The following is a 22,860-nucleotide window of genomic DNA, read 5'->3' on the forward strand; positions in this document are numbered from 1 at the left end:
ATTTTGAGCCATGAAAAAGTATGTGTTAACAGGCCTGGTGATGTTGCTGATGACGGCCGCCCGTGCGCAACAGCAGCCGCACTATACGCAGTATATCATGAATCCCTTTATCATCAATCCTGCGTTGGCGGGCATTGAGAATTATTGGGACCTGCGCCTGAGCCATCGTCATCAGTGGGCGGGCCTGCAGGGCGCGCCGGTAACCACCTACCTTTCGCTGCAGGGGCCATTGCGGCATTCGGAATATGCGAATGCTTCGCCCACGGGTTTCAGCCCGGAAGGCGAGAACCCGCGCGGAAAGGCCTATTGGCGCGATTATACCACGCCGCCGCCGCATGCCGGCGCGGGGCTGGTGATACTCAACGACAAGGCCGGCCCGCTCAACCGCTTTTCCATCCAGGGCGCCTATGCGCATCATATCAACCTCTCGCCACGCACCAGCGTGAGCGCCGGGATAGGGCTGGGCGTGCAGCAGGTGAGCCTCGATGCCAGCAAGGTGAATTTCCTCGATCCTTCCGACCCGGCAGTAGGCGCCGCCGGCGTGCTCAACAGGTGGCGGCCCGATGTAAGCGCAGGACTGTGGCTCTATTCAGCAGATTATTTCGCAGGCATCTCTGCCCAGAATATTATTCCGCAAAAACTTGGATTTGATAACGGTAAACTGGTGGGAGATTCCGTTTACCATGGTAAAATGGTTCCCCACCTTTTTTTCACTACCGGCTACCGCTTATGGCTAAACGAAGATGTGAACGTGATCCCGTCTGTGATGGTGAAGTTCATCACCGCGATGCCGGTAAGCGTAGATGTGAATGCCCGCTTTATGTTCCGCGACCGCTTCTGGGCAGGCGCCTCTTACCGCCTGCAGGATGGCGTAGCAGGCATGTTCGGCGTGAATATCAGTTCACTGATCAATATCGGTTACTCGTACGACTATACGGCATCTTCGCTGAATGCCGTCAGCAAAGGATCGCATGAGATCATGATCGGTTTTTTGCTGGGCAACAAGTTCGGAGATACCTGCCCCCGGAATGTGTGGTAGTCTGTCCATCTATCTCTTTACCATTTAACAAACATCTATAAACATCAAACCAAAAAATCAAAATTGATTATGAAACAATTCATGCGTTGCGTGCCCTATGCACTGGTGCTTTCTGTAGTAATGTTGTTCGTTGCCTGCTCTAAAGATGGCGCCCAGGGCCCTGCTGGCGCGCCGGGTCCTGCCGGTCCTGCTGGTCCTGCCGGCCCGAAAGGCGACTCCGGTGTTGCCGGCAATGCCAATGTTATTTACTCCGGCTGGCTCGATGTGAAGTATAGTCCGGCTCAAACCCAGACGCGCCCCGACGGTACGATCGATACGGTGTTGTATGGCGCTGTGATACCGGCAGCCAAGCTGGATTCTGTGCTGTTGGGCAAAGCAGATGTACATGTATACCTGAACCTGGGAACGCTGGCCACACAAAGCGTAGTGCCCTTACCGTATGTAGATGAGAACGGGTTCCTGATCCGTTATGTGGCAACGCCCAAAACCATTACGCTGCTGGCCAATGCGCCCATCAGTACTGTCACGACAGCGGCAGGCAAGAGATACCAGTACCGGTATGTGATCACGCCGGGTAGCGCAGCTGCCCGCGGCGTCGTGAACTGGGACGATTACAATCAGGTGAAAGCCTTGCTGCACCTGCAAGATTAGCAATTAATACTCAGCATAGATGTGAAGGGCTTCCCTTTCCAGGGAGGCCCGTTACTACCAGCTCCGTAGGAGCGATAGCCCGGGGTGCACGGGGCGGTAGATATTTATATAACAGCAGTTATAAAAAGAAGACCAAGCATATGAACAAGTATAGCGATTTCACGGATCATGAGCTGATCCAGTTATATGTGGCCGGCGATAACCCTGCTTTCACCACCCTGGTGCATCGCCATAAACAAAGATTGTTTACCACCATTGTATTGCTGGTGCGCGACCGCGACCTGGCGGAAGATATTTTCCAGGAAGTATTCATCAAGATCGTCAATGCCCTGCGCGCCGGCCGCTATTCAGACAATAGCCGGTTTTGCGCATGGGCGGTGCGCATTGCGCATAACTGTTGCATCAGCTATTTCAGGAAAACAGGCACCTGGTCTAAAACCGTGGCCACCTATCATGATGAAATGGGCGAGCGGCTGGAACTCACCGAGCACAGCGCCGAACACCGGCTGATCAATAATGAGATCAGTCATGAGATAGGGGAGATGATCGACCAGCTGCCCGCCGTGCAGCGCGAAGCGCTCATCCTGCGTTACTATGCGGGCCTCAGCTATAAGGAGATGGCGCAAACGGTAGGCGTAAGCATTAATACTGCGTTGGGGCGTGTACGTTATGCCCTGATGAACATGCGCAAATTAATGGACCAAACAGCCGTAATGTGATATATTTGTTTCCAAAAAAAGTACCATGCCATTTGTACAGGTCTATCATGGAAACCATTTTTCCCAATCAGAAAAGAAGCAGATCTCCCTGGCTATCCATAGCAGTTTGGCCGATCATTTCAATGTTCCTGAGAACGACTATTTCCAGGTGTTCCGGCAGGTAGCGCCGGAAGATTTTTTCTTCCCCGACAGCTTCCTGGATGTGCCACATACGGCCAATTTGCTTTACGTCCATATCACCGCGAGGGCCGGCAGAACGCTGGAAAAGAAGCAAGCGCTCTACCAGGCGATTGCCAGCCGGATCGCTGCCGCTACTTCGGTGAAAGTGGAAGACGTGATCATCATATTGGTAGAAAATGACCTCGCCGGTTGGTCTTTTGGCCGCGGGCAAGCCCAGTATGTTATTTAGGGATTTATTGATTTACGGATTTATTGATTTAGGGAGTTTGAGGATTGCCTGATTTGATGTCTTCAATTTATTTAGGGATTTATTGATTTACGGATTTGTTGATTTATGGAGTTTGAGGATTGCCTGATTTGATGTCTTCAATCAAGTGATCCTCTAATCTTCCAATTCTCACATTCTCACATTCTCACATTCTCACATTCTCACATTCTCACATTCTCACATTCTCACATTCTCACATTCTCACATTCTCACATTCTCACATTCTCACATTCTCGTTGTTGAAAACCAGTCATTTAGTGTGTTGAAAATTTGTCTAAATTAGCTAAGGCGCGGTGTGATCGCGCTGTAATAAACCAAATTTGTAGCAAGTTATAACATCTTTTTCTGTCAAGATTTGGAGTATTAGTATCTGTCGAAATGCTACATGTGTGTACCGGGACCTCGCCTTATATCGTGAAAACTTATTTGCATACTGACCGCTTGAGTATAAGATCTATACAGTACGGAGTTTAACATCGATGAAAAACCTATGTGAATTTCCTGATCTTAATAAATTATAAATATTAGTAATATATAATTGCCATTTCGTTTTCAGATTTCCATTTCAATAACCATTTAAATTTTCGATTATGCCAAACCTCGTACATGCCTGCGTAACATTTCCAGGCAATTCAGACATCAGCGGATTTTATGAAGATGTACAGCAGAGCACTTTGCAGTGGGCGCAAAAGTTTGACCTCGCCGGTACGCCTAAAGCCGTGAAACAATTGAACAGCGCCAAGTTCGGCTGGTATGCCGCCCGGGAATACCCGGAAGCCAGCTTCGATGAGATCCGTATGGTCAGTGATCTCATGACCTGGCTGTTCACTGTTGACGACATCGTAGACCGCGCCTCCATCCTGAAAGATGAGAGCCGGACGATCAAAAAAATGTTGTCGGGATTCATGCACATCCTCGATGGCAACGAGCAGGCAGGCTATGAGCATTTCCTCAACGAAAGCCTCAAAGATGTACTGGACCGTTTTATCCAGGTAAGCCCACCCTTTCTTTATCACCAGTTCATTACCTACATGAAATGGTACATTGAAGAATGTGGCTGGGAAGTAGAAACACAAAAGAACGGCTACATCCCCACCATCGGAGAGTACATGCGCATGCGGCCTAAAACAGGCTTCCACATTATGTTTCCACTGGTAAGCATCTTCGGGAAGATAGACCTGCCCGACGAAGTGTATCAACATGAACTGGTGCAGAAAACAGAGCTGGTGCTCAACCTCACCGCCTGCCTGGCGAATGATATCAATTCGCTGGAAAGGGAACTACATCTCTCTACCACAGGATTCAACCTGGTATTCATTTTCAGGGAACACCTCAGCATGTCGATCCCTGCGGCCGCCCGGATGGTGGAAACGCAACACAATGATTACCTCGATCTGTTGGATTACAACCGGCGCCACATGCCGAATTTCGGACGCCGTATCAACGAGCAGCTGAGAAAATATATAGATGGCCTGTTCACTGTGATCAAGGCGTGTTACGACTGGAGCGTGCTGGATACCACACGCTATACCCAGTTCTCCGCATGATGCGCTTCACAGAGGCATTTGCTTAACGCAATATTCAACTCCCGGAACGAGATAGGCTTTGTAATAAACTCATTTGCTCCTACCCGCAAAAGCTCGTCATTGGTCTCCTTGAATGCATCTCCACTTATAATAATGATCGGGATATGCTTAAGCTCCTCCAGTCCTCTCACTTGAATGCAGACCTCCTTACCGCTTACCTTGCCGGTATGGAGGTCTGATATGATCGCCGCAGGCCTTTCACTCTTGATTATTTCCAGTCCTTTCTCCCCGCTCTCGCTCAGAATAGGCGTAGCGCCCATGGTTGTGAGCAATGATTTCAGCATGAAACGGGTAATGGAATCATCATCGATCACCAATATCTTTTTCCCTTCCAGATAATTACCCGGCAACAGCATCGGTTCCTCCTGCGGGATATCTTCCGGACGCGGCTCCAGCAGCGGGATGTAGAAGGAGAAGGTAGTGGAATTGGTATAAGGGTCTGCATCTACGTTGATGTTGCCATCCAATAATTCCACCAGCACTTTCGTGATGGACAACCCAAGGCCGGTGCCTTCAAAACTGGTATTCCTTTCGGCGGTGAAGGGCTCGAATATTTTAGCCGCCTTCTCCCGGTTGATCAGGCCCTGGTTGCGTACCTGTATATTCAACTGTTGGTATTTCACGAAAGACTTCAGTTCCACGATACTGTCTTCCGCGCCAAATTTCATGGCGTTGGACAAGAGGTTGTTGATGATCTTCGTGAGCATCAGTTTATCGCAGAGAATATATTCGGGGAGATGATGATCGAGTATGAGTTTTATTTTGAGATTGCGGGAACTGGCCACGTAACGATTGATGGAAGTGCAATGCTCAAGGAACTCCTGGAGATGTATCACTTCGGTATTGATCGTGTCCAGTTTGCCGGCTTCCAGTTTGGAGAGGTCCAGCACATTGTTGATGATGCTGCGGGCCGCATAGGCCGCCACGTTCAGGTCATCTATCTGCCTTCTCTCATCTTCAGAACGATACTGTTTTTTTCTTAACTGCATCAGTTGCGCTATGCCGTAGATGCCATTGAGCGGCGTGCGCAGCTCATGATAGGTTTCGCGCAGGAAAGCGCTCTTGGTCATCAGAATATTGTTAGACGCATTCAGCGCAGAAATCAATCCATCTATCTTCCTGATATAACCCGACATGATCAGGAAGATAAACACGAGCATCGCTCCGGTAGTACACCAGCGCATGATCTCGCGGGCATGCGGGTCCAGGCGCAGCGGCGGCACCAGCTGGTAGTGAAAATTGATCTGTATAAATACCATCAGCGCCCCGGAGATGGCCAGGCAGGCAATGCGCATCTGGCGCTGCCGGTAAATGAAAAATGAACCGCATACCAACAGCACAAAAAGAAAGGCAAAAATAACCTCCAATGGCATCGCCTCCCCGAAGGTGACAGACCAGTACACCACAAAGAAACTATGAATGATGAACAGCCACAGATTGGCCGCCGTGTACTTTTGGAGGCTGTTGACGGCGATCACGGTGAGGAAAGAAAATCCTTCGATCAACATCGGTATCACAAAACGCATGTTCTGCGTCAGCGTCAGAAAAAAGGCTCCAACGGTTAAAACAATGGCAGATGATAATAAAGAAAAAGAATTGATGGTGATAATAGACTGCTTGTTGCTAAGATTCACGACACCCTGGGTGCCAGTGTGTATGATCTGCCGGTAAATCTTTCTGATCTGCTCAGATAATGGTCTTTGATCAGGTTTCATACATGGTTTTTGAGAGATAGTTTTGGTAACAAGGGGGCTTTCGTAACAGCACTTCTAAATATAAGATAACGTTTATTCAGCGAATGGAGTATGCGAGAGATTAACAATTGCATAACCAAATTTTAATTCCTGCTTTCTGTCAGGGTTTTGCTGGTCAAAGGGCATTACCCTGATAAGAGCTATGTAACAAATATATCGTCTTTTCTTATAAACGCAGCGCAGTCGCATGAGCTTTTCAACAAAGTAAATTTGAGCCATTGAACAAAGCAACGAGGGGGGCGGGTATCCGATCTTTGTGTTACAAAAACAAAAAAGATCATGGCAAAAGTTTGGTTCATTACCGGTAGTTCCCGCGGCCTGGGCCGCAGTTTAACCGCAGCCGTGCTGGCGCATGGCGACCAGGTGGTGGCTACCGCCCGCCACCCGCAACAGCTTCAGGCGTTTACCGACCAATATCCTTCGCAGGTGCTGGCCTTGCCACTGGACGTTACCGACAACGCGCAGGTGCAATCGGCCGTAGCGCAGGCCATCGCTCACTTTGGCCGCATTGATGTGCTGGTGAACAATGCCGGCTTCGGTATCATCGGCGCCTCAGAGGCTTTCACTGAAGAGCAGGTACAAAGTCAGCTGGCCACTAACCTCTATGCACCGATCAACATCACCCGGGCAGTGTTGCCGCATATGCGGCGCCAGCGCGCAGGCCGTATCCTGCAGATCAGCTCCATAGGCGGCCGCGTAGGAGGCCCCGGGCTCACTATCTACCAGGCCGCCAAATTCGGACTGGGCGGCTATACCGAAGCATTGCGCAATGAAATAGCGCCACTGGGCATCTTTGTAACATCGGTAGAGCCGGGCGGCTTCCGTACCAACTGGCATGGCGATTCCATGTCGTATGCCCCCGCCGTAGAAGGCTATGAAAATACGGTAGGACTGGTAAAGGAAACCTTCTCCAGCGGCGACTTCGTGCCCATGGGCGATCCTGATAAAGCTGCCAAAGTGATGATCGACCTCGTGGATCACCCGGAACCGCCCACACACCTGATCCTTGGCAGCGAAGCCGTAGGCATGTTAAGAAGAGCCGAAGACCGCAAAATGGCCGACCTCGAAAAATGGCTGCCAGTCAGCAATTCCACCGATCACGACGATGCCGTCAGCTTCTTCGACTCAGCCGCCGGCAAACGCCTGATGGCGATGAGAGAGAAATAAAATTTGAGAATTTATTGATTTATGGATTTTTTGATTGGCAGTAAATCCATAAATCAATAAATTCATAAATTCTCAAATCAAATGCAGTTATTATACTCTTGTTATCACACCCGCAACCGGGAAGGGGAACAGTTTGTAGCGGATCATGTGCTTGCCTGTCAGGTGTCGGGCACGCTGCTGGTGGACGATGGGCGTCGTGTACAAACATTTGAGCCGGGTGATCTTCGTTTGTCGCGCCGCAACCATCTGCTTAAATTTACCAAGCTGCCGCCGCCCGGCGGGGATTATCTCAGCATGTCTCTGCGCTTCGACCAGGAAACCCTGCGCCGCTTTGCCATGGCCTATGGCTATGAGGTGCAACGTCACGAACCCGGTGAAGCCATCGTGGTATTGCCGCCATCGGCGAGGCTCAGGAGCTTTATGGATTCTTTATCGCCCTACCGCGATACACCGGCGGCCGGCGATGAAGCCCTGCTGGCGCTGAAAGCGCAGGAGGCCATCCTGTTGCTGCTGCAAACCATGCCCTCGCTGAAAACAATATTGTTCGATTTCTCCGAACCCGGCAAGATAGACCTCGAAGGTTTCATGAACACCAACTATCATTTCAATGTGGAGCTGAAAAGATTTGCTTATCTCACAGGCCGCAGCCTGGCTACTTTCAAGCGCGATTTTGAAAAAGTGTTCCATCTGTCGCCCAGCCGCTGGCTGCTGCAACGCCGCCTGCAGGAAGCGTATCGCCTCATCACCGAAAAAGGGAAAGCCCCTTCAGATGTATACCTGGATGTAGGCTTTGAAGACCTCTCACATTTTTCATTCGCCTTCAAGAAGCACTACGGGGTGGCGCCTTCAAAGGTACTGGGCGGTTGAGGTCTGTCTGAAAGTAGATATGAAAGGAATACCGAAAGAAGGTTTCCACGGCCACTACCGAAGTATAGGTGTGCAGCAAATCCTGGAAAGTGACTGCTTTAAAATAGGTGACCAGCGCCGGCCGGTGGTTCAGGTACACATATTCCCGCCAGTCGAATTTAGGGGCTTCCTTGTAGGTAAAACGTTTATCCGTAGGCGTTATAGATACCAGCTCAAATCCGTATGCCGCCAGCATTTTGCGTAGACGTTTTTGAATGAAGATATCCGCGAGCCACATACCCGTAGAGAAGAGGATGATCAGGATGATGACGAGGGGGAACAACAGGAGTACAAGCGATTCCATGATAATGTAAAAATATCCCCGTAATTTAGTGAAATATCCTTTACCATGATGATCACATACAAACGCCTGCTTCTTTATTGTATGCTCTGCATAATGGCCATGGCGGCTCGTGCGCAGGAAATCACCGTTCCCCTTACCCTGAAAATTTCCGGCGAAGTGAATAAGCCGCTGACCCTCAGCAGGGAAGAGCTGGCCCGCATGAAACATGTGACCGTGCACCTCAAAGATCACGATGGCAAAGAGCATTCCTACACCGGCGTAACGCTGCAAGACCTGCTCTCCCTGGCCGGCGCGCCCATGGGCAAGCAGTTGCGTGGCGAAAATCTCGCCAAATACCTGCTCGTAAAATGTGCAGATGGCTATAAGGTGGTGTTCTCCCTCGCGGAGCTGGACAGCGATTTCTCTACCCGCCCTGTTATACTCGCCTATGAGATGGAAGGCAAGCCATTGCCTGCCGACAAAGGGCCCTTCCGGGTAATTGCAGAGGGCGATAAAAGGCCCGCCCGCGCCAGCTTCCAGGTGATTGAGCTGGTAGTAGGCGCTGTAAAGGATTGACAAGACAAGCCGCTTTTACTATCTTGCGGGCAGAAAAAATGTTTAACCCGCATGAACAGAACCGTATCGCTTGTATTCAACATCTTCCTCGGCATTGGATTGATCATGCTGGGTATCGGCAGTTATACCTGGTACAGCACCAAAAGTTTTACTGATAAAGCCGTCAGAACATCCGGCAAGGTAGTGGATATACTTGCCAGCAGGGGCTCTAAAGGCGGGCTCACCTACAAGCCTGTTGTGATGTATGCCGATGCGAGCGGCACGCAACACCGTTATATTCCTGCCTTCTCTTCCAACCCGCCCGCTTACGAAGCAGGTGAAACCCTTACCATCTGCTACGATCCGAATGATCCCGATAAAGCCAGGATCGCCGGACTGGGAGAGTACACCGGCGCATTGATCCTCGGCGGCATGGGTCTGGTGTTCAGTCTTATCGGCGCAGGCTATTATACCTATGTGATCGTGAAACGCCGCCGCGATGCCTGGCTCCAACATCATGGCCGGCAGATCAAGGCCGATTTCATCGAAGTGAAGATCGCCCGCTCGGTAAGGGTGAATAATGAAAATCCTTTCTATCTTCTCTGCGAATGGAAAGACCCGCTCACAAAGAAAAAGCACCGCTTCAAAAGTAATTTCATCTGGTATGATCCTACGGCGTATATGCATGACCGTAAGCAGCTGGAGGTACTGATTGATCCCGATAATCCCGGCCGCTACCAGGTAGATATCTCTTTCCTCGATAATGCAGTAGCCACAAAGGCTTCATAGCTGCGCCAGCAGGAAGGCTGCTCGCGCTTCTACGCTGCCGAAAGGGATTTCAATGGTATCATATCCATAATGTTGATAGGTATGTACCATCAGCTGGTAAGTTTGTACGGCCTCTTCCCAACTTTGTTTTCGCTCGGTATCCGTGGTGTAGATCGCCCGCCAGGGCGGCAGCAGGAATACTTTGCGGTGATACCGGTATTTTTGCGCGTAGTAATCTTCAACGGCAGCGCCGGTGAGCTGCGCATAACACAGCGCATCCGGAATACCGCGATCGAAGAAGATGACCTGCGGCGGCAAGGCTGCCGCCTGCTCGTAGGTGTGTATGCCGGCCTGCAACATGCGTTGCAGGAACTGCTGCCGATCTTTCCAGGGCAAGGCATTGCTGCCGGCGGCCACTTCTTCCCGGATGATGCGCCGTGCATCTTCCGGCATACACTTGTACTGACGGCGCTCCAATTCGGCCAGCAGCGTGCTTTTCCCGGCGCCAGGACCGCCGGTGATCACATAAAATGTATTCATCTTGATAATAAATAGAAAAATAAATAAATGGCTGAATGTTCAAAAGCGGACGCAATTGTTATAAAAGCGGACAATGATAATGGCAGAATATGAGTGTAAGCGATTGAGAAGAAAGGATTTAATAAAACGGTACCCTTTTGGTGAGTGGGAGAGTACTGCAAAAATAAAGTATTGTCGTTATGATCAGAAATTATTTCCGCGTAGCCTGGCGCAACCTGCTGCAAAACAGGGTGCTGTCGTTCATCAATATCTTCGGCCTTGCCTCCGGTATCACTTTTGCCCTGCTGATAGGTCTGTGGATCCAGTATGAAATGAGCTTCGATGATTTTCAGGTCAACAGGCACCGCATCGCGAAAGTGATGAAACATACCTTGTACAATAACGAAAAAAATACGCAGGAGATCACACCCATACCAGTATACTACGAATTGAAAGAGCATTACCCCGAAGTGGAGGCTGCCAGCCGCATGACGTACAGTTATGATGCCAGCCTCATGTACGGCAATAAACGCCTCCGGAAAAAAGTATGTTTTGCAGACCCCGCATTTTTGCAGATGTTCAATTTTCCCGCTATCGCCGGAGATCCGCATACTGCCCTTAAAGAAGTGAACGCAATAGCGCTCACCGCCTCCGTAGCCAGGGCTTTATTCGGAAACGAAGATCCTCTGGGCAAAACAGTGCGCTTCAACGGGCATAATGATCTGCAGGTTACCGCTGTACTCAAAGACATCCCCGATAATTCATCCATTCAGTTTGATATGCTGGGCAGCTTCGACTTTGTAATACAACAGGATGCCGGTATCAGGGATAACCTGCACAACTGGGGCAACAATTTTATGATGAATATCGTGGAACTCAAGCCTGGCGCCTCTATGGAGGCACTGTCGGCCAAGATTGGCCCCTTGCAGATGCAACGTGATAATACCGCCAAAAACCTCACGCTGTTATTGCATCCGATGGACAACTGGCACTTGCGCAATGAGTTCCGCGACTGGGTAAATACCGGCGGTCGCATGCAATATGTACGCTTGTTTTTCGTGATCGGCATTTTTGTATTGTTGATCGCCTGCATCAATTTTATGAATCTCACTACTGCCCGTTCAGAGAAACGTGCCCGCGAAGTGGGCATCCGCAAAGCTATTGGCTCGCGCCGCCGCCAGTTGATCGCGCAGTTCATTACGGAATCCATGCTCACTACTTTCCTTGCTTTTTTGCTATCGATAGGGCTTTGCATATTGCTCCTGCCTTACCTGAAACACCTGGGCTTTGAACATGTGCGCCTGCAATGGAGCAATGGCTGGATGCCGGGCGTCATGCTGGGCATCTGCCTGCTGGTAGGGCTGATCGCAGGTAGTTATCCTGCCCTTTATCTCTCCTCATTCCTGCCCGTGAAAGCGCTGAAAGGCGCGCTGAAACAGGGCTGGCAGGCCATCGCTTTCCGCCGTGGCCTGGTAGTAACGCAGTTTGTGATCTCTTCGGTGCTCATCATCAGCACCATCATTGTATACCAGCAGGTCAAATATGCGCAGTCGCGCGCCATTGGATATGCGCCCAATAATATGTTGTCGGTCATAACCACGGAAGACCTGAAGAAGAACCGTGTGCCGCTGAAACAAGACTTGCTGAACACGGGCTACTTTACGGCAGTGGCACAGTCTTCTCAACCCATGACCGCCCTGTACAACAGCTGGGGGGATTTCTCCTGGGATAACAAAAACCCGAATGATGATATTGCGATCGATGTGATCCTTACGGAATGGGACTTCGAAAAGGCCGCCGGGCTTACGTTTGTGGATGGCCGCCCTTTCTCCCGTGATTATCCGACTGATTCCAATGCAGTGATATTGAACCAGACCGCTGCAAAAACGATTGGCTACGATCATCCGGTGGGCCGCAGCATCCGGCTCGGCAATCGTGTGCTGACCATCACAGGCGTGATATCTGATGTATTGCTCACCGATCCTTTCAAACCCATGCGGCCAATGGTGATACTATTCGACGCCTGGCACATGAACAATATGTTATTGCGGCTGAAACCCGGCGCCAGTGTGCCTCAGGCGCTGGCGGCTATACAACCGGTATTTGAGAAGTACAACCCCACCATGCCCTTTGATTACTCTTTTGTGAGTGATGATTTCAAACGGAAGTTTGATACAGAACAGCAAGTGAGCCAGCTGGCGGGCAGTTTCGCGGTACTGGCCATCTTCATTTCCTGCCTCGGATTATTTGGCCTGGCAATGTTTGTAGCAGAACGCAGAACACGCGAGATCGGAATACGAAAAGTGCTGGGCGCCTCTGTAGCGCACCTGTGGCTGCTTTTGTCGAAAGAGTTTATCTGGCTGGTATTGATCGCTTCCCTGTTAGCCGTACCACTGGCTTATTGGCTGATGCACAGGTGGCTGAATAACTACGATTACCGGATCACTATCAATGGCTGGATATTCGTGGGGGCAGGACTGATGGCCTTGAGCATTGCATTGCTGACAGTAAGTACACAGGCTGTGAAAGCCGCGCTGGGGAATCCTTTGAAGAGCTTAAAAACAGAATAGGGCTTTCCGGAGAGAAACAAACGACAGCACAACGAGGATGTTGTACTGCCGTTTTGTTGCGTGTTTATCTAATCAACCAAAACTTATCTCGCTGATTGGTAAGTGAACTTCTCGTGGAAGTAAGTTCTCGGTTTCATCGGGGAACTTACACTTTGTGTCATGATATAGCTCACCTCAATGTATTGCACCTTGCCATTGGCAGCGAAAGTAACTTTGTTTACACCGGTAGGATCGAGCACGGCAGAACGTTTGTTGGCGCCGGATTCCTGGCCATAGTAGTTAGTAACGCTGGTCACTTTGCCGGTGTTGTCGAAGAAGAATACCGGGCTGAAACTACCGTAGTAGCTCAATGTTCCTGCGTTGGAGAAGGGATGCGCGTAATTTTTGATGTTCACCGGATCGTACAGGGCCACAGAGTTGCCGGTGTAAGTGATCAGGTTCATCTTCAGCGGATACAGGCCGGTAAAGGCTGCGTTATTCAGGTCTACCATCGGCGCGGTAGCATCCATCGTATATACGCCATCGTAGTTGTTACGGGCAGAGAAAGAATACACTGCCTTGCCCAGGTTATAACTGATTGTTCCGCTGGAAGCGCTGGTGATGGCCAGCGGCAGGCCGTAGTTCTTGTTGAAATCGAAACTGCTGTTGTTGATGATCTTCACCAATGCCTGCGTTTTGCGCGTACCTTTTTTGATCACCACTGATGTCGGGAACTGGTAGATGGCCGCTGGCGGAGCGTCATAGCTGGTGCCGTTCTCGGTATTGAAAAGGCGCAGCATGGCGGTATCCAGCGCGATCTGCACGGTGATATCGGTGGGTGCATCGTTGGCGCCTTCGTAACCCACGTTGAGGTTGAAGGCAACAGTATCGCCCGGCTTTACGACGCCCAGGTCGGTAGCGTAACGGGAGTAGGTGGAAGAAGCAGTGGCAACGTTATCACCGGTATTGTCAAAAGTGATGATGTTGCTGGTTTTGGCCGGATTCAGACCGATCATATCGTTGGTCTTCAGGCAGGAGCTCAGGCTGCTGACGATCAAAGCGCCGGAAATAATTGTTTTTATGCTGGCTGTTCTCATGTTTTAATTTTTTTTGGATGACAATCACAATGCCCAGAAGATCAGGGAAGAGTATGGACTGATGTTTTTAGGCATGTTAGACGTATTGTATGCACCTTCTGAAGAAGGATACAGTATCCTGGTGGGCAGCCTGTCGGGGCGGGTGCTTTCTGATACAGAAGACGCGAAGGTTTGTGTACCATCGGCGCCAGCCGCTGTGCTGATCGTCGGGAAATGAGTACGTCTGTAGTCGTTCCATCCTTCCTGGCTGTTCACGAAATTGAGCGCGATATATTTCTGTGTGATGATTGCTTCCAGCTGTTTGCCGTTGCTTACTGCCAGTGCATAGTTCACGAGCGGGCTGTTGGAATTGTCAGCACGGTATTTGCCGGCGTCGCCAATCGGATCGCCCATGATAGTGCCATCAGGTTTCGAATAGAGATATTGGAAAGAAGCGTTGATGCCACTGTTGAAAAGCGCTGCTGCATCTGCGCCGGCGATAATACCGCGGAAAGCGCCTTCTGCCTGCAGGAAATAACTTTCAGCAGCAGTGATCAGCGGGAAACCGGCGCTTGGGCCTTTGATCACACCGATCGTATCTACGGCTGAAGTACCTTTACGATTGAAAGCAGGATACCAAAGACTGCCGGAAGGGCTGGGGGAGATGCTGTTGTTTTCTACGCCCAGCCTGTTGGTACCGGTTTTAGGGAACTGGTAATAGATCGCAGCGCCACGGTAAGGATCGGATAATTTAACGCCGTTATAGAAGCAGAATACAAAAGTGTTGGGCATCCAGGCTTTGTTGGCGTCGCTGCCGGTATAGCTGTACACCCAGCTGTCCCATTTGGGATTCTGTCTGCCGTTATCCTTCGTATAGCCCGGGTTTACGAGCGCGTCTTGCGTCAGGAAACCATCTGCGCTAAAGCTGCTGTTAGCAAAGGTTACCTTGCCAAAGCCATGCAGCAGTATTTTTAATTTGACGGTGTTGGCGAGTTGTTTCCACTTGGTGATATCTCCTTTGAAGATCACATCATTGTTGCCTAATGGCGTAGCGCCGGGCGTTTTATCGCCTGTGTTCAGGTCGTTGATGGCGCTGTCCAGCTGCATAGCGATATCCTTGTAGATTTCTTTCGCATCGGTGTACTTGGGCGTCAGGTTGTCGGCGCCTTTCAATGCATCTACATAAGGGATGTCATTGTAAGTATCTACCAGCAGCTGGAAATTGAAGCTGCGCATGATCTTCGCAACGCCTGCATAGTAGCTGTAGTTCACTTTCCCTTTGCTGAGGTTGATGATGGTCTGGTAATCTTCCAGGTTGTGATACGTACCGTTCCACAAACCATTGAAGAAGGTAGTGGAGAAGTTGTAGGAGATAGACTGGCCGAAACCGCCGTACCCGCCTGCGTTGGCGGCATATCCACCTAATTGCGAGCCGTAGGAATTGAACTGGTTCAATGATCCTGCGGTGGCGGTCAGCGCCTGTGGCATCAACAGCTCCGGTGTGGCAAAGTCGGCAGTGCCCGAGTTCGGGTTAGCATTTATATCAAGATATTTCTTACAGGAAGTGGTGAGTACCGCTATACCCATAAAAAACAGGAAACTGATTTTTTTCATGATTTCTTTGTTTTAATTGTCTTCATCAATGATTAGAACTTCGCAGATACAGTGGCGCCGAAGTAGCGTGACGGTGGCGTTTGGCCAAGGCCGGTCAAGCCGATACCGTTGCTGCTGTTACCTGCATCACTGTATTCAGGATCGGTGTAGAAGTTGTCTTTCGCCATCCAAACGAACAGGTTACGCGCCTGTGCACTGATGGTCAGACCTTTGATGAATTTGGTTTTGGAAAGGATGGATTGCGGTACCTGGTAAGAGAGCGCGATCTCCCTGAGTTTCCAGTAATCGCCAGAAGTAACATAGTTGGAAGTAACATCGCGGTTGATGCCATCTGTCCAGAAACCGTTGTTACCATTGCCGTTTTTGATAGCCACGTTTGTGTTCGGGATATATTTGCCCGGGTTGTTGGGATCGGCGATCACAGAGTTGGGAAACACGAAGCTTTCACGATTGTACAAGGCGGTTCTGTAGCCGGTTCCGGACCAGTCCATTTCCGGGCCCATGCTGTTGTATACCTGGTAGCCGCCGCGGTATTCGAACAGTACGCTGAGGGTGAAGTTCTTGTAGCGGATCTGTGCATCGAGGCCCAGCTTGTGTTTCGGGTTGGCGTTGCCAAGTACGGAGATGGTGTCTGATTTGGTAGGCAGGCCTGTTTTGCCGTCTACGATCACTTTGCCATCAGGCGTGCGGTTGTAGTCGAAGCCCATGATCACCGGGAAAGTGTGGCCAGGCAATGCATAGGAGCCAGGGCCATCAGTGCCATATGTAGCCAGTGGCAAGGTAGGCAGCGCAGCGCTGATGAAGTTTACCTGGTTGTTGAGGTAAGCATAGTTACCGCCTACCGTAACAGAGAAATCGTTGCTGCGAACCGGTGTAACGTGCGCGGTTACTTCAATACCCTTGCTCTGTGTTTGACCGGTATTGGTGCGCAGGTTGGTGAAACCGGTAGCCGTAGAGATACGTGTGTTCACCGTCTGGTTATCGGTTTTGGTATTGAACCAGGTGAAGTTCGATACAAATCTGTCTTCAAACATGTTCAGGTCAAAGCCGGCTTCATAGCCTTTGGTGATCTCAGGTTTGAGGTCTTTCGCCACCAGTGTGGAGCCCATGGTGTAGCCGGCGAGGCTGCCATAAGGGAAGCCGCTGGCCGGGCTGATGGTGGGAGAGAGGTAGTAGGCGCCGAAGTCGTCGGAATTACCGAGGTTCACCTGACCTACTTTAGACCAGCCTGCTCTCAGTTTCAGGTAGCTGATCGTTTTGCTGTCGTGAATAAAGCTCAATGCATCGGATGCGATGAAAGACAGGTCCACAGAGGGATAGAAGAAAGAGCGGTTTTCCGGTGCGAGGATGGAAACCCAGTCGTTTCTGCCGGTAGCATGTAAATACAGATAGTTGTTATAGCCGATGGTTACGCTACCATATGCGCCGATCTGGCGTGCCTGGTAATTGCTTTCAGTAGCGCCGGGCGTACCTACGCCATTGCTGACGTTAAACAGGCCGGGGATCACGAGGCCGTTGGCGCTTACGCCTACGTATTTGGCGTTGTCGTTATGCCATTGTCCGCCGCCGAGCAATTTCACGTCGAAGTGTCCGAACTTTTTGGAATACTGTGCAAACAGGTCGGTGAGCAGCAGCGTTTTGTAGTTGTTGTAGTCAGACACAGTAGCCGCGATATCCGCTTTGGAACTGGATTCTGTGTTCTTGGCGTAGTCGGTGTATTTGAAAGCGCCTTGTGTGTATTTACCGTAGTAGGTTCTGGCTACGATGCCTTCACGTGCTACGAGGTCGAGACCTTCCACCGGCGTCCATTTCAGTTCGAGGTTACCGGTGATGTAATCATTTTTCTGATTCAGGCGGTTGTTATCTTTCGTAAAATACGGGTTGAGATACCAGGGATTGTAGAAGCCGTTCGGGTTGGCGAATTTATCGGTCCGCCAGTTTTTGTATTTGGTGATATCCACGTTGCTGGGCATGTTCAGCATGTTAGTGTACATGGAAGAAGTAGCCGAAGTGATATCGTATTTGTTCTGTACATAACCCACTGCATATGTAACATTGATGCTGTTGCCTACTTTACGGGTACCGTTGAGGCGGAGGGTAGTGCGTTTGTATTTATCATCTGGCGTAGTACCGGAGGCAGACAGATATTGACCGGAGAGATAGAGTGTTGATTTATCATCACCGGTAGATACGGAGAAATCTGTTTGATTGGTGACACCGGTTACCCAGAATTTATTATGGCCGTTGTTGAATGCGTATACCGCAGAATCCTGTGAGCCATCTTCGAGCGGTGAGCCTAAGGGTCTTTTAATACCATCGAAAGCAGGGCCATAGGATTGGTTTTCCAGGTAAGAGAAGAGCGGGTTGCCGTTTACATCGGTGCCATAGGCAGTACCGCCGGCGCCGAATTTTTTCTGGATCTTGGGAAAGAAGGCTACTTGTTCCGCTGTAGTGGTTTGTGCAATGTTGATGGTGGTGAGGCCGCGTTTACCTTTTTTGGTGGTCACGATCACCGCGCCATTGGAGGCTTGTGAACCATACAGTGCTGCGGCGCCTGCGCCGTTGAGCACTACTACGCTTTCCACATCTTCAGGGTTCAGGTTACCGAGAATTTCTGTTGTTACGATCACGTTATCCAGTACTACCAGCGCCTGGTTATTACCGGTGAGGGAGCGCTGGCCTCTCAAGATCAGGCGGTAGTTGGGGTTTACGCCACCACTGGTACCGCTTACCTGCAAGCCGGCCACTTTACCTTGCAGGCCGCCTGCGATGTTGGGAGATTTACCTGCCACGAGCGCATCGTTCTTGATCACAGAGTTGGCATAACCCAGCTCTTTTCTTTTAGACGTTACGCCACCGGCAGTAACGATCACTTCATCGATCGTTTTGGAAGAGGTGGCCAGCTTCACGTGGAGCTCTGTTTGTCCGTCTGTTACTATTTCTTTGTTCTTGAAACCGATGGAGGAGAAAACGAGCGTCGCACCGTTCTTTACATTCAGTTTGAAATGACCGTTTACATCTGTAAGGGTACCGGTAGTGGTTCCTTTGATGTATACGGTGGCAGCGGGTATGGCTGCGCCATTCTCATCTGTTATGTATCCTGTAATGCTTCGGGTCTGCGCAAATGCGAGTGTACCTGTGAGCACCAGCAATACAATCAAGGATGCAAGTTTTTTCATTTTGATTTGTTGTTTTTTTTAGATGTAGAGATGTGTTTTCCCTTGGTGGGAGCGGATCCCGGGAGGACATAGTATGGCCCTTGGCCTGACAGTAATGTGTCAGGCCTTTGATGCAGGAGTAGCGGGTCAGACAAAAACATCCCCTTGCGCGCCATGCGGAAGCATTGCACGACAAAGGATTTTGTCTTTTTCTCAGACAAAAAATCCCCTGCGATATAACAAATCGCTTGTTATATCATGATCATACTTGTGAGCTTGAATGAGTGCAGCCTTTTTCTCAGATTCGTTGGAAACGCACTAGAAAATCGTTTTTGCACACATTTGAATACTTCGGGAGCAGGAGCGGACGCGCACGGCCGCAAGGTAGATGTTTAAGCATTGATCAGATTTTGGTTTATATTAGATTTATAAGGTGCTCTTTCAGCATTACGGTTTCTGTAAAAAACAGATACCTTCCAGGGGAGCGTTGGATGAAAATTGACTAAACTATAACCCTTCTGCGTTCTCGGTAAAATTGTGGTGCGTAATTCGTACTATCAGTTGTAATACATGCTGGATGCTTCAAGGTAGATATATTATCTATAGCGTGCTAGGCTGATGCTGGTAGCAATTGATCAGATTTTGGTTGCTTTACATGCTGGCATTAATACAAGTGAACAGTCCTATTTTCTCAAAAAACAAAAAACCAGATTACTCTTTTTTTCGTTGTTCAGAACAAATATATGCATTTCAACGATATGCTCACAAGATAGCTATCTTTTTTTTAAAAAAAAGTATTTTTCTCAAAACGCTTGCAAATACTGATGTAGGCCATCAGTAACATTAACTATATTAAGAAGTACTACGGTTTTCAACGTTTGATGGTGATCGTATTGCCAAGTGTAATCGCATATTCCTTCCCGTCTTTGTCTACAAAAACAGAAACAGAAGTGATCGTGACCACTACGGAATCTCCGGTCTTTAGTTTGGATATATCTACGCCTGCCGGCAGTTTGCCGCTCATGATACCTGCTATGCCGGTGCCGTCCATATTGCCCAGGACATAAGTGCTGATAGTTTGCCCGCTCACTTTCTTACCAATGTGCATGATCTGATATTTCTTCGCCGGTATCTTGCTGAAATCTGTTTTCGCGGCAAGGTCTTTCAGTTCGGCCACCAATTCCTCTTTCGTTTTGCCGGTAGCAGATGGTTGCGCCGTAGAACTGTCGCCTGCTGCGGCATCGCCGCTGGCGGCGTCTTTTTTCTGTAAGTCGTCGATACCTTTCTTCAGCGCATCCATGAGCTGGTCGAGCGTTTTGTCCACAGCCGCCGTGAGCTGGTTGATCAATGCATCCGCCTGTTCCTTGGTGAGATTGAGCGGCACGATGGAAAAGAATTTTGATACGGCATTATCATCCAGTGACACGCCGCCGGTGATGCCGCTGGCGAAAGCCTTGAGCAGTGCGGCTACCGGAGCAGGAGCGCTTTTTATCTTCTGCTTGCTGTCGTCATTTAACTTGGCGAATTGTTTGTCTGCGGGTTGCTCCGCGGGCTTGTCTGCCGGCTTATCTCCCGGCAATCCACCTGTGTTGGGCGTACCTTGTTGCGGCGCTTTGGTCTCATCTTTTCCTTTCTCCTTTTTATCTTTATTATCGCCTTTCGTGGCAGGGTCGCCTTTTCCGGGCTTATCGCCTTTGGCGGCGCCGCCTTTTTTATCTGCCTGTTGTTTGAGCGCTTTTTTCAGATCTTCTACATTGATGTCCTGTTTGGCGTTTACGCCCACTGCGTCTGTGGTGCTCAGCAGGGCTTGCAGTTCTTCGGGTGTAAATTCATCCATGTGTTGATTGAGATAGTCCATATATTTTTTGGCCAGCTCTTTTTTAGCGTCGCTCAGGTTGCCTTTCTTGGCGGCATCTATGAGGGATTGTTTCAGTTCGGGGTTGCTGTCGATATAATCTCTGAGTTCTTTCGGAACGTCTACGCCATCTTGTTCCATTGCTTTGTAAAGCGCCACCAGCGGGTCGTCGCCGTCCAGTGATATTTTAGCTTCTGCCTTGCCGGATATCAGCAGGATGATGAGCGCTGCTGCGGTGGCATAGGCAAAGGCTTTGCCGGCGGCGCCGCCCACGAGTTTTGTCACCAGCTGTTTGGCGGCGTCGCCGCCCAGTTTGCGGGCCGCGGCGGCGGCCAGTACCAGGGCGGAAAATTCCAGCAATGAGGGGCCGCATTTTTCTGTCATGATGGCGATGCAATTGCGCAGGGCTTTGCTGGCCTTCGCAATTTCTTCCATGTGTTCTTCATATTTTGGATCGCCGGGAGAGAAACATTTTTGTTGCAATACGGTGCGGGCATCTACGGCGCCGTATCCTGCGGCTACCTTGGCGGTGGCGGATTCGCAGGTATCGTAGGAATTGCAGGAGCGTTCCTTGTCGTAGTACTTGTGCATTTCTTCTACCAGCTTGTCGATCACGTCCTGCGGGCATTTGGGCGCGCGTTGTATCAGCGCGGCAGCGCCGTTCTGTTGTATGGTATGCGTGAGTTCATGCGCCAGCAGGTGTTTGCCGCTGTCGCTGTCGGGGCGGTACTCGCCGCTGTTGAAATAAATATCGTTGCCTACGGTGAAAGCCCTGGCCTGTAGCTGCTCCGAGAGCTGACCGGCTTCATGGCCGGTGTGGATGCGCACTGCTGAAAAATTGGCGCCGAAGCGCTCTTCCATGAAACTGCGTACCGGCGCATCCATGCCCTGGCCCTGTCCGGCGCTGTGGTGGAGACTTTCAGCGATGGCGCTATCATTACTTTGGCTTTGTGCAAAAGAGCTTTGTGGTTTCAGTTGCACTTTCTTTTCTTCTTCTTCACAATGTGCGCATTTCCTTTGTATGCTGAAGGGGGCGGGGGAGCGGAGCACTTTGTCGGCCATGGTATCGGCTTCTCTCTCCATAGGATCATCTACTGCGCCCACCCTCAGTTTGGGCATGATGAGCAAAAGGCCGCTGCGGGCATAAGGGGCAGTGATGGCGGCATGATGGGCCGCTGGCCGGGATTCCGCTTCGGGAGCGGATTTTGGGGTATTTTGTTTCATCAGAAAAGTATGGGGTGCCTATGTAAACTTTCTGCTGAATAAATATACATAAAAACCGGCACATGGTAAAGGGAGGGAGCAGGCATTATTTCCCCCTCAGATTGTCGCTTTTGCCGCCAGCAAACTGCCAGGATTCGATTTATTTTTACATCGTCAACCTACAACGATATGGTAGAAGTATTCAAAACAAATGTGCAGTTCAGGGTACATGCGAACCTGTTGCTGGCGCAGATCCACCGGGCATTTGCCGGCTACAGGGCTAACTTCGACCTTGATGATTGCGACCGTATCCTGCGGGTGCAGTCTTCCACCGGCGATGTAGCCGCCGCTGAACTGATCGGGTTCCTGAAACCTTTCGGCTGTGTAGCCGTGGTATTACCGGATGAAGTGCCTACAACAGTTTCTTCGCCGCATCTTCCCAGTTGAGTATCCGTTCATATCCTTCGATATGGATATTGTGATGCCCGCTGAAAAGGTAAGGTTTCCCTTTAAAGTGCTCGAAATTACGCACCAGGTCATCGATCATGATATCGGTACCTACTACGGCTTTGTCGCCGCAAAGGCAGTACTGGCGCCAGGTGAGGAAGGGCAGGTTATCCTGCAGCCAGTCGAACTTGTCGCGCAATGAATCCGGAAACTCCATCGCTGCCGATACGATATACACTTTATATTTCTTGTTCAGCTCTGCAATGACTTCCTGCGCATGCGGGAACATATCGAGGTCGCGGAAAAATCCCGGCGTATTCAGGTATTCCTTGATCTTGTGCCTGTGTTCCGGCGGCACAATATCAGCCAGTGACTTGCCGTGTAATTCTGCTGTGGTAAAGCTCCGGCCGTAATCGCGGTAGTACCATTCCCTGGCTTTCTTGATAGGGTCCGCAATGGTTTCATCCATGTCGATAGCGATTGATTGCATCTCTTTTTAATTTTTTTTCAAAATACAAATTAAAGCGGAGAAGCCCTTGAAGCGCTTTGAGCGCTTCAAGGGC

The 22,860-nt window shown here is 50.1% G+C and carries 19 protein-coding genes; 11 read left to right on the forward strand and 8 right to left on the reverse strand.

The genetic code is table 11. The features are described 5' to 3' along the window. Positions 1–10: 10 nt before the first annotated feature. The 5 genes from FPG75_RS08040 to FPG75_RS08060 all read left to right on the forward strand — a co-directional run bounded on the left by FPG75_RS08040 (position 11) and on the right by FPG75_RS08060 (position 4,404). Positions 11–1,039: a PorP/SprF family type IX secretion system membrane protein gene (locus tag FPG75_RS08040; RefSeq protein WP_143306244.1), complete on the forward strand. Its 1,029-nt coding sequence runs from the start codon at positions 11–13 to the stop codon at positions 1,037–1,039. 69 nt (positions 1,040–1,108) lie between these two features. Beyond that, a complete protein-coding gene (locus tag FPG75_RS26135) occupies positions 1,109–1,690 on the forward strand; it encodes a hypothetical protein (RefSeq protein WP_201747911.1) in 582 nt (193 codons plus the stop codon). 140 nt (positions 1,691–1,830) lie between these two features. Continuing rightward, the gene (locus FPG75_RS08050; RefSeq protein ID WP_143306245.1) at positions 1,831–2,409 is read left to right on the forward strand and encodes an RNA polymerase sigma factor; all 579 of its coding nucleotides are present in this window, start codon (positions 1,831–1,833) and stop codon (positions 2,407–2,409) included. A gap of 25 nt (positions 2,410–2,434) precedes the next feature. Continuing rightward, the gene (locus FPG75_RS08055) at positions 2,435–2,818 is read left to right on the forward strand and encodes a tautomerase family protein (RefSeq protein ID WP_143306246.1); all 384 of its coding nucleotides are present in this window, start codon (positions 2,435–2,437) and stop codon (positions 2,816–2,818) included. 629 nt (positions 2,819–3,447) lie between these two features. After that, positions 3,448–4,404 carry a terpene synthase family protein gene (locus FPG75_RS08060; protein WP_143306247.1) on the forward strand — a complete coding sequence of 319 codons (957 nt, stop codon included), beginning with the start codon at positions 3,448–3,450 and terminating at the stop codon, positions 4,402–4,404. Here FPG75_RS08060 and FPG75_RS08065 read toward each other — a convergent pair. Next, complete coding sequence (locus FPG75_RS08065) at positions 4,383–6,158, reverse strand: ATP-binding response regulator (RefSeq protein ID WP_143306248.1); 1,776 nt, start codon at positions 6,156–6,158, stop codon at positions 4,383–4,385. The two genes, FPG75_RS08060 and FPG75_RS08065, sit on opposite strands and share 22 nt — an antisense overlap. A 318-nt stretch (positions 6,159–6,476) precedes the next feature. Between FPG75_RS08065 and FPG75_RS08070 the strand changes: the two genes are divergently transcribed. Beyond that, on the forward strand, positions 6,477–7,364 hold the full coding sequence (locus tag FPG75_RS08070) for an SDR family NAD(P)-dependent oxidoreductase (protein WP_143306249.1): 888 nt from the start codon (positions 6,477–6,479) through the stop codon (positions 7,362–7,364). An 81-nt stretch (positions 7,365–7,445) separates the two neighbouring features. Continuing rightward, entirely contained in the window at positions 7,446–8,231 is a 786-nt protein-coding gene (locus FPG75_RS08075) for a helix-turn-helix domain-containing protein (protein ID WP_143306250.1), read from the forward strand. On the opposite strand, the gene FPG75_RS08080 is transcribed toward FPG75_RS08075, so the two are convergent. Beyond that, positions 8,185–8,574 (reverse strand): hypothetical protein, encoded by a 390-nt coding sequence (locus FPG75_RS08080; RefSeq protein WP_143306251.1) that lies wholly within the window; start codon positions 8,572–8,574, stop codon positions 8,185–8,187. The two genes, FPG75_RS08075 and FPG75_RS08080, sit on opposite strands and share 47 nt — an antisense overlap. Positions 8,575–8,619: 45 nt before the next feature. Between FPG75_RS08080 and FPG75_RS08085 the strand changes: the two genes are divergently transcribed. Beyond that, positions 8,620–9,129 carry a molybdopterin-dependent oxidoreductase gene (locus FPG75_RS08085; RefSeq protein ID WP_236652746.1) on the forward strand — a complete coding sequence of 170 codons (510 nt, stop codon included), beginning with the start codon at positions 8,620–8,622 and terminating at the stop codon, positions 9,127–9,129. Positions 9,130–9,180: 51 nt separating this feature from the next. Further along, positions 9,181–9,897 (forward strand): DUF3592 domain-containing protein, encoded by a 717-nt coding sequence (locus FPG75_RS08090; protein ID WP_143306252.1) that lies wholly within the window; start codon positions 9,181–9,183, stop codon positions 9,895–9,897. Here FPG75_RS08090 and FPG75_RS08095 read toward each other — a convergent pair. Continuing rightward, complete coding sequence (locus FPG75_RS08095) at positions 9,892–10,416, reverse strand: AAA family ATPase (protein WP_143306253.1); 525 nt, start codon at positions 10,414–10,416, stop codon at positions 9,892–9,894. The genes FPG75_RS08090 and FPG75_RS08095 overlap by 6 nt on opposite strands. A 179-nt stretch (positions 10,417–10,595) precedes the next feature. Here FPG75_RS08095 and FPG75_RS08100 point away from each other — a divergent pair, with 179 nt between their 5' ends. Then, positions 10,596–12,965: an ABC transporter permease gene (locus tag FPG75_RS08100; RefSeq protein ID WP_143306254.1), complete on the forward strand. Its 2,370-nt coding sequence runs from the start codon at positions 10,596–10,598 to the stop codon at positions 12,963–12,965. A gap of 83 nt (positions 12,966–13,048) precedes the next feature. Here FPG75_RS08100 and FPG75_RS08105 read toward each other — a convergent pair whose 3' ends face one another. From FPG75_RS08105 to FPG75_RS08120, 4 genes are all read right to left on the reverse strand, one after another. Further along, entirely contained in the window at positions 13,049–14,041 is a 993-nt protein-coding gene (locus FPG75_RS08105; protein ID WP_143306255.1) for a DUF1735 domain-containing protein, read from the reverse strand. A 24-nt stretch (positions 14,042–14,065) separates the two neighbouring features. Further along, the gene (locus FPG75_RS08110; protein ID WP_143306256.1) at positions 14,066–15,634 is read right to left on the reverse strand and encodes a SusD/RagB family nutrient-binding outer membrane lipoprotein; all 1,569 of its coding nucleotides are present in this window, start codon (positions 15,632–15,634) and stop codon (positions 14,066–14,068) included. A 32-nt stretch (positions 15,635–15,666) separates the two neighbouring features. After that, positions 15,667–18,813 carry a SusC/RagA family TonB-linked outer membrane protein gene (locus tag FPG75_RS08115; RefSeq protein WP_143306257.1) on the reverse strand — a complete coding sequence of 1,049 codons (3,147 nt, stop codon included), beginning with the start codon at positions 18,811–18,813 and terminating at the stop codon, positions 15,667–15,669. 850 nt (positions 18,814–19,663) lie between these two features. Next, positions 19,664–21,871 carry an eCIS core domain-containing protein gene (locus tag FPG75_RS08120; RefSeq protein ID WP_143306258.1) on the reverse strand — a complete coding sequence of 736 codons (2,208 nt, stop codon included), beginning with the start codon at positions 21,869–21,871 and terminating at the stop codon, positions 19,664–19,666. Between the two features lie 168 nt (positions 21,872–22,039). Between FPG75_RS08120 and FPG75_RS08125 the strand changes: the two genes are divergently transcribed. Further along, positions 22,040–22,297: a hypothetical protein gene (locus tag FPG75_RS08125; protein ID WP_143306259.1), complete on the forward strand. Its 258-nt coding sequence runs from the start codon at positions 22,040–22,042 to the stop codon at positions 22,295–22,297. Here the strand turns inward: FPG75_RS08125 and FPG75_RS08130 are convergent. Beyond that, the gene (locus FPG75_RS08130) at positions 22,263–22,787 is read right to left on the reverse strand and encodes a 5' nucleotidase, NT5C type (RefSeq protein ID WP_143306260.1); all 525 of its coding nucleotides are present in this window, start codon (positions 22,785–22,787) and stop codon (positions 22,263–22,265) included. The genes FPG75_RS08125 and FPG75_RS08130 overlap by 35 nt on opposite strands. Positions 22,788–22,860 lie beyond the last annotated feature (73 nt).

It is taken from the genome of Chitinophaga vietnamensis (assembly GCF_902167635.1).
Taxonomy (GTDB): domain Bacteria; phylum Bacteroidota; class Bacteroidia; order Chitinophagales; family Chitinophagaceae; genus Chitinophaga; species Chitinophaga vietnamensis.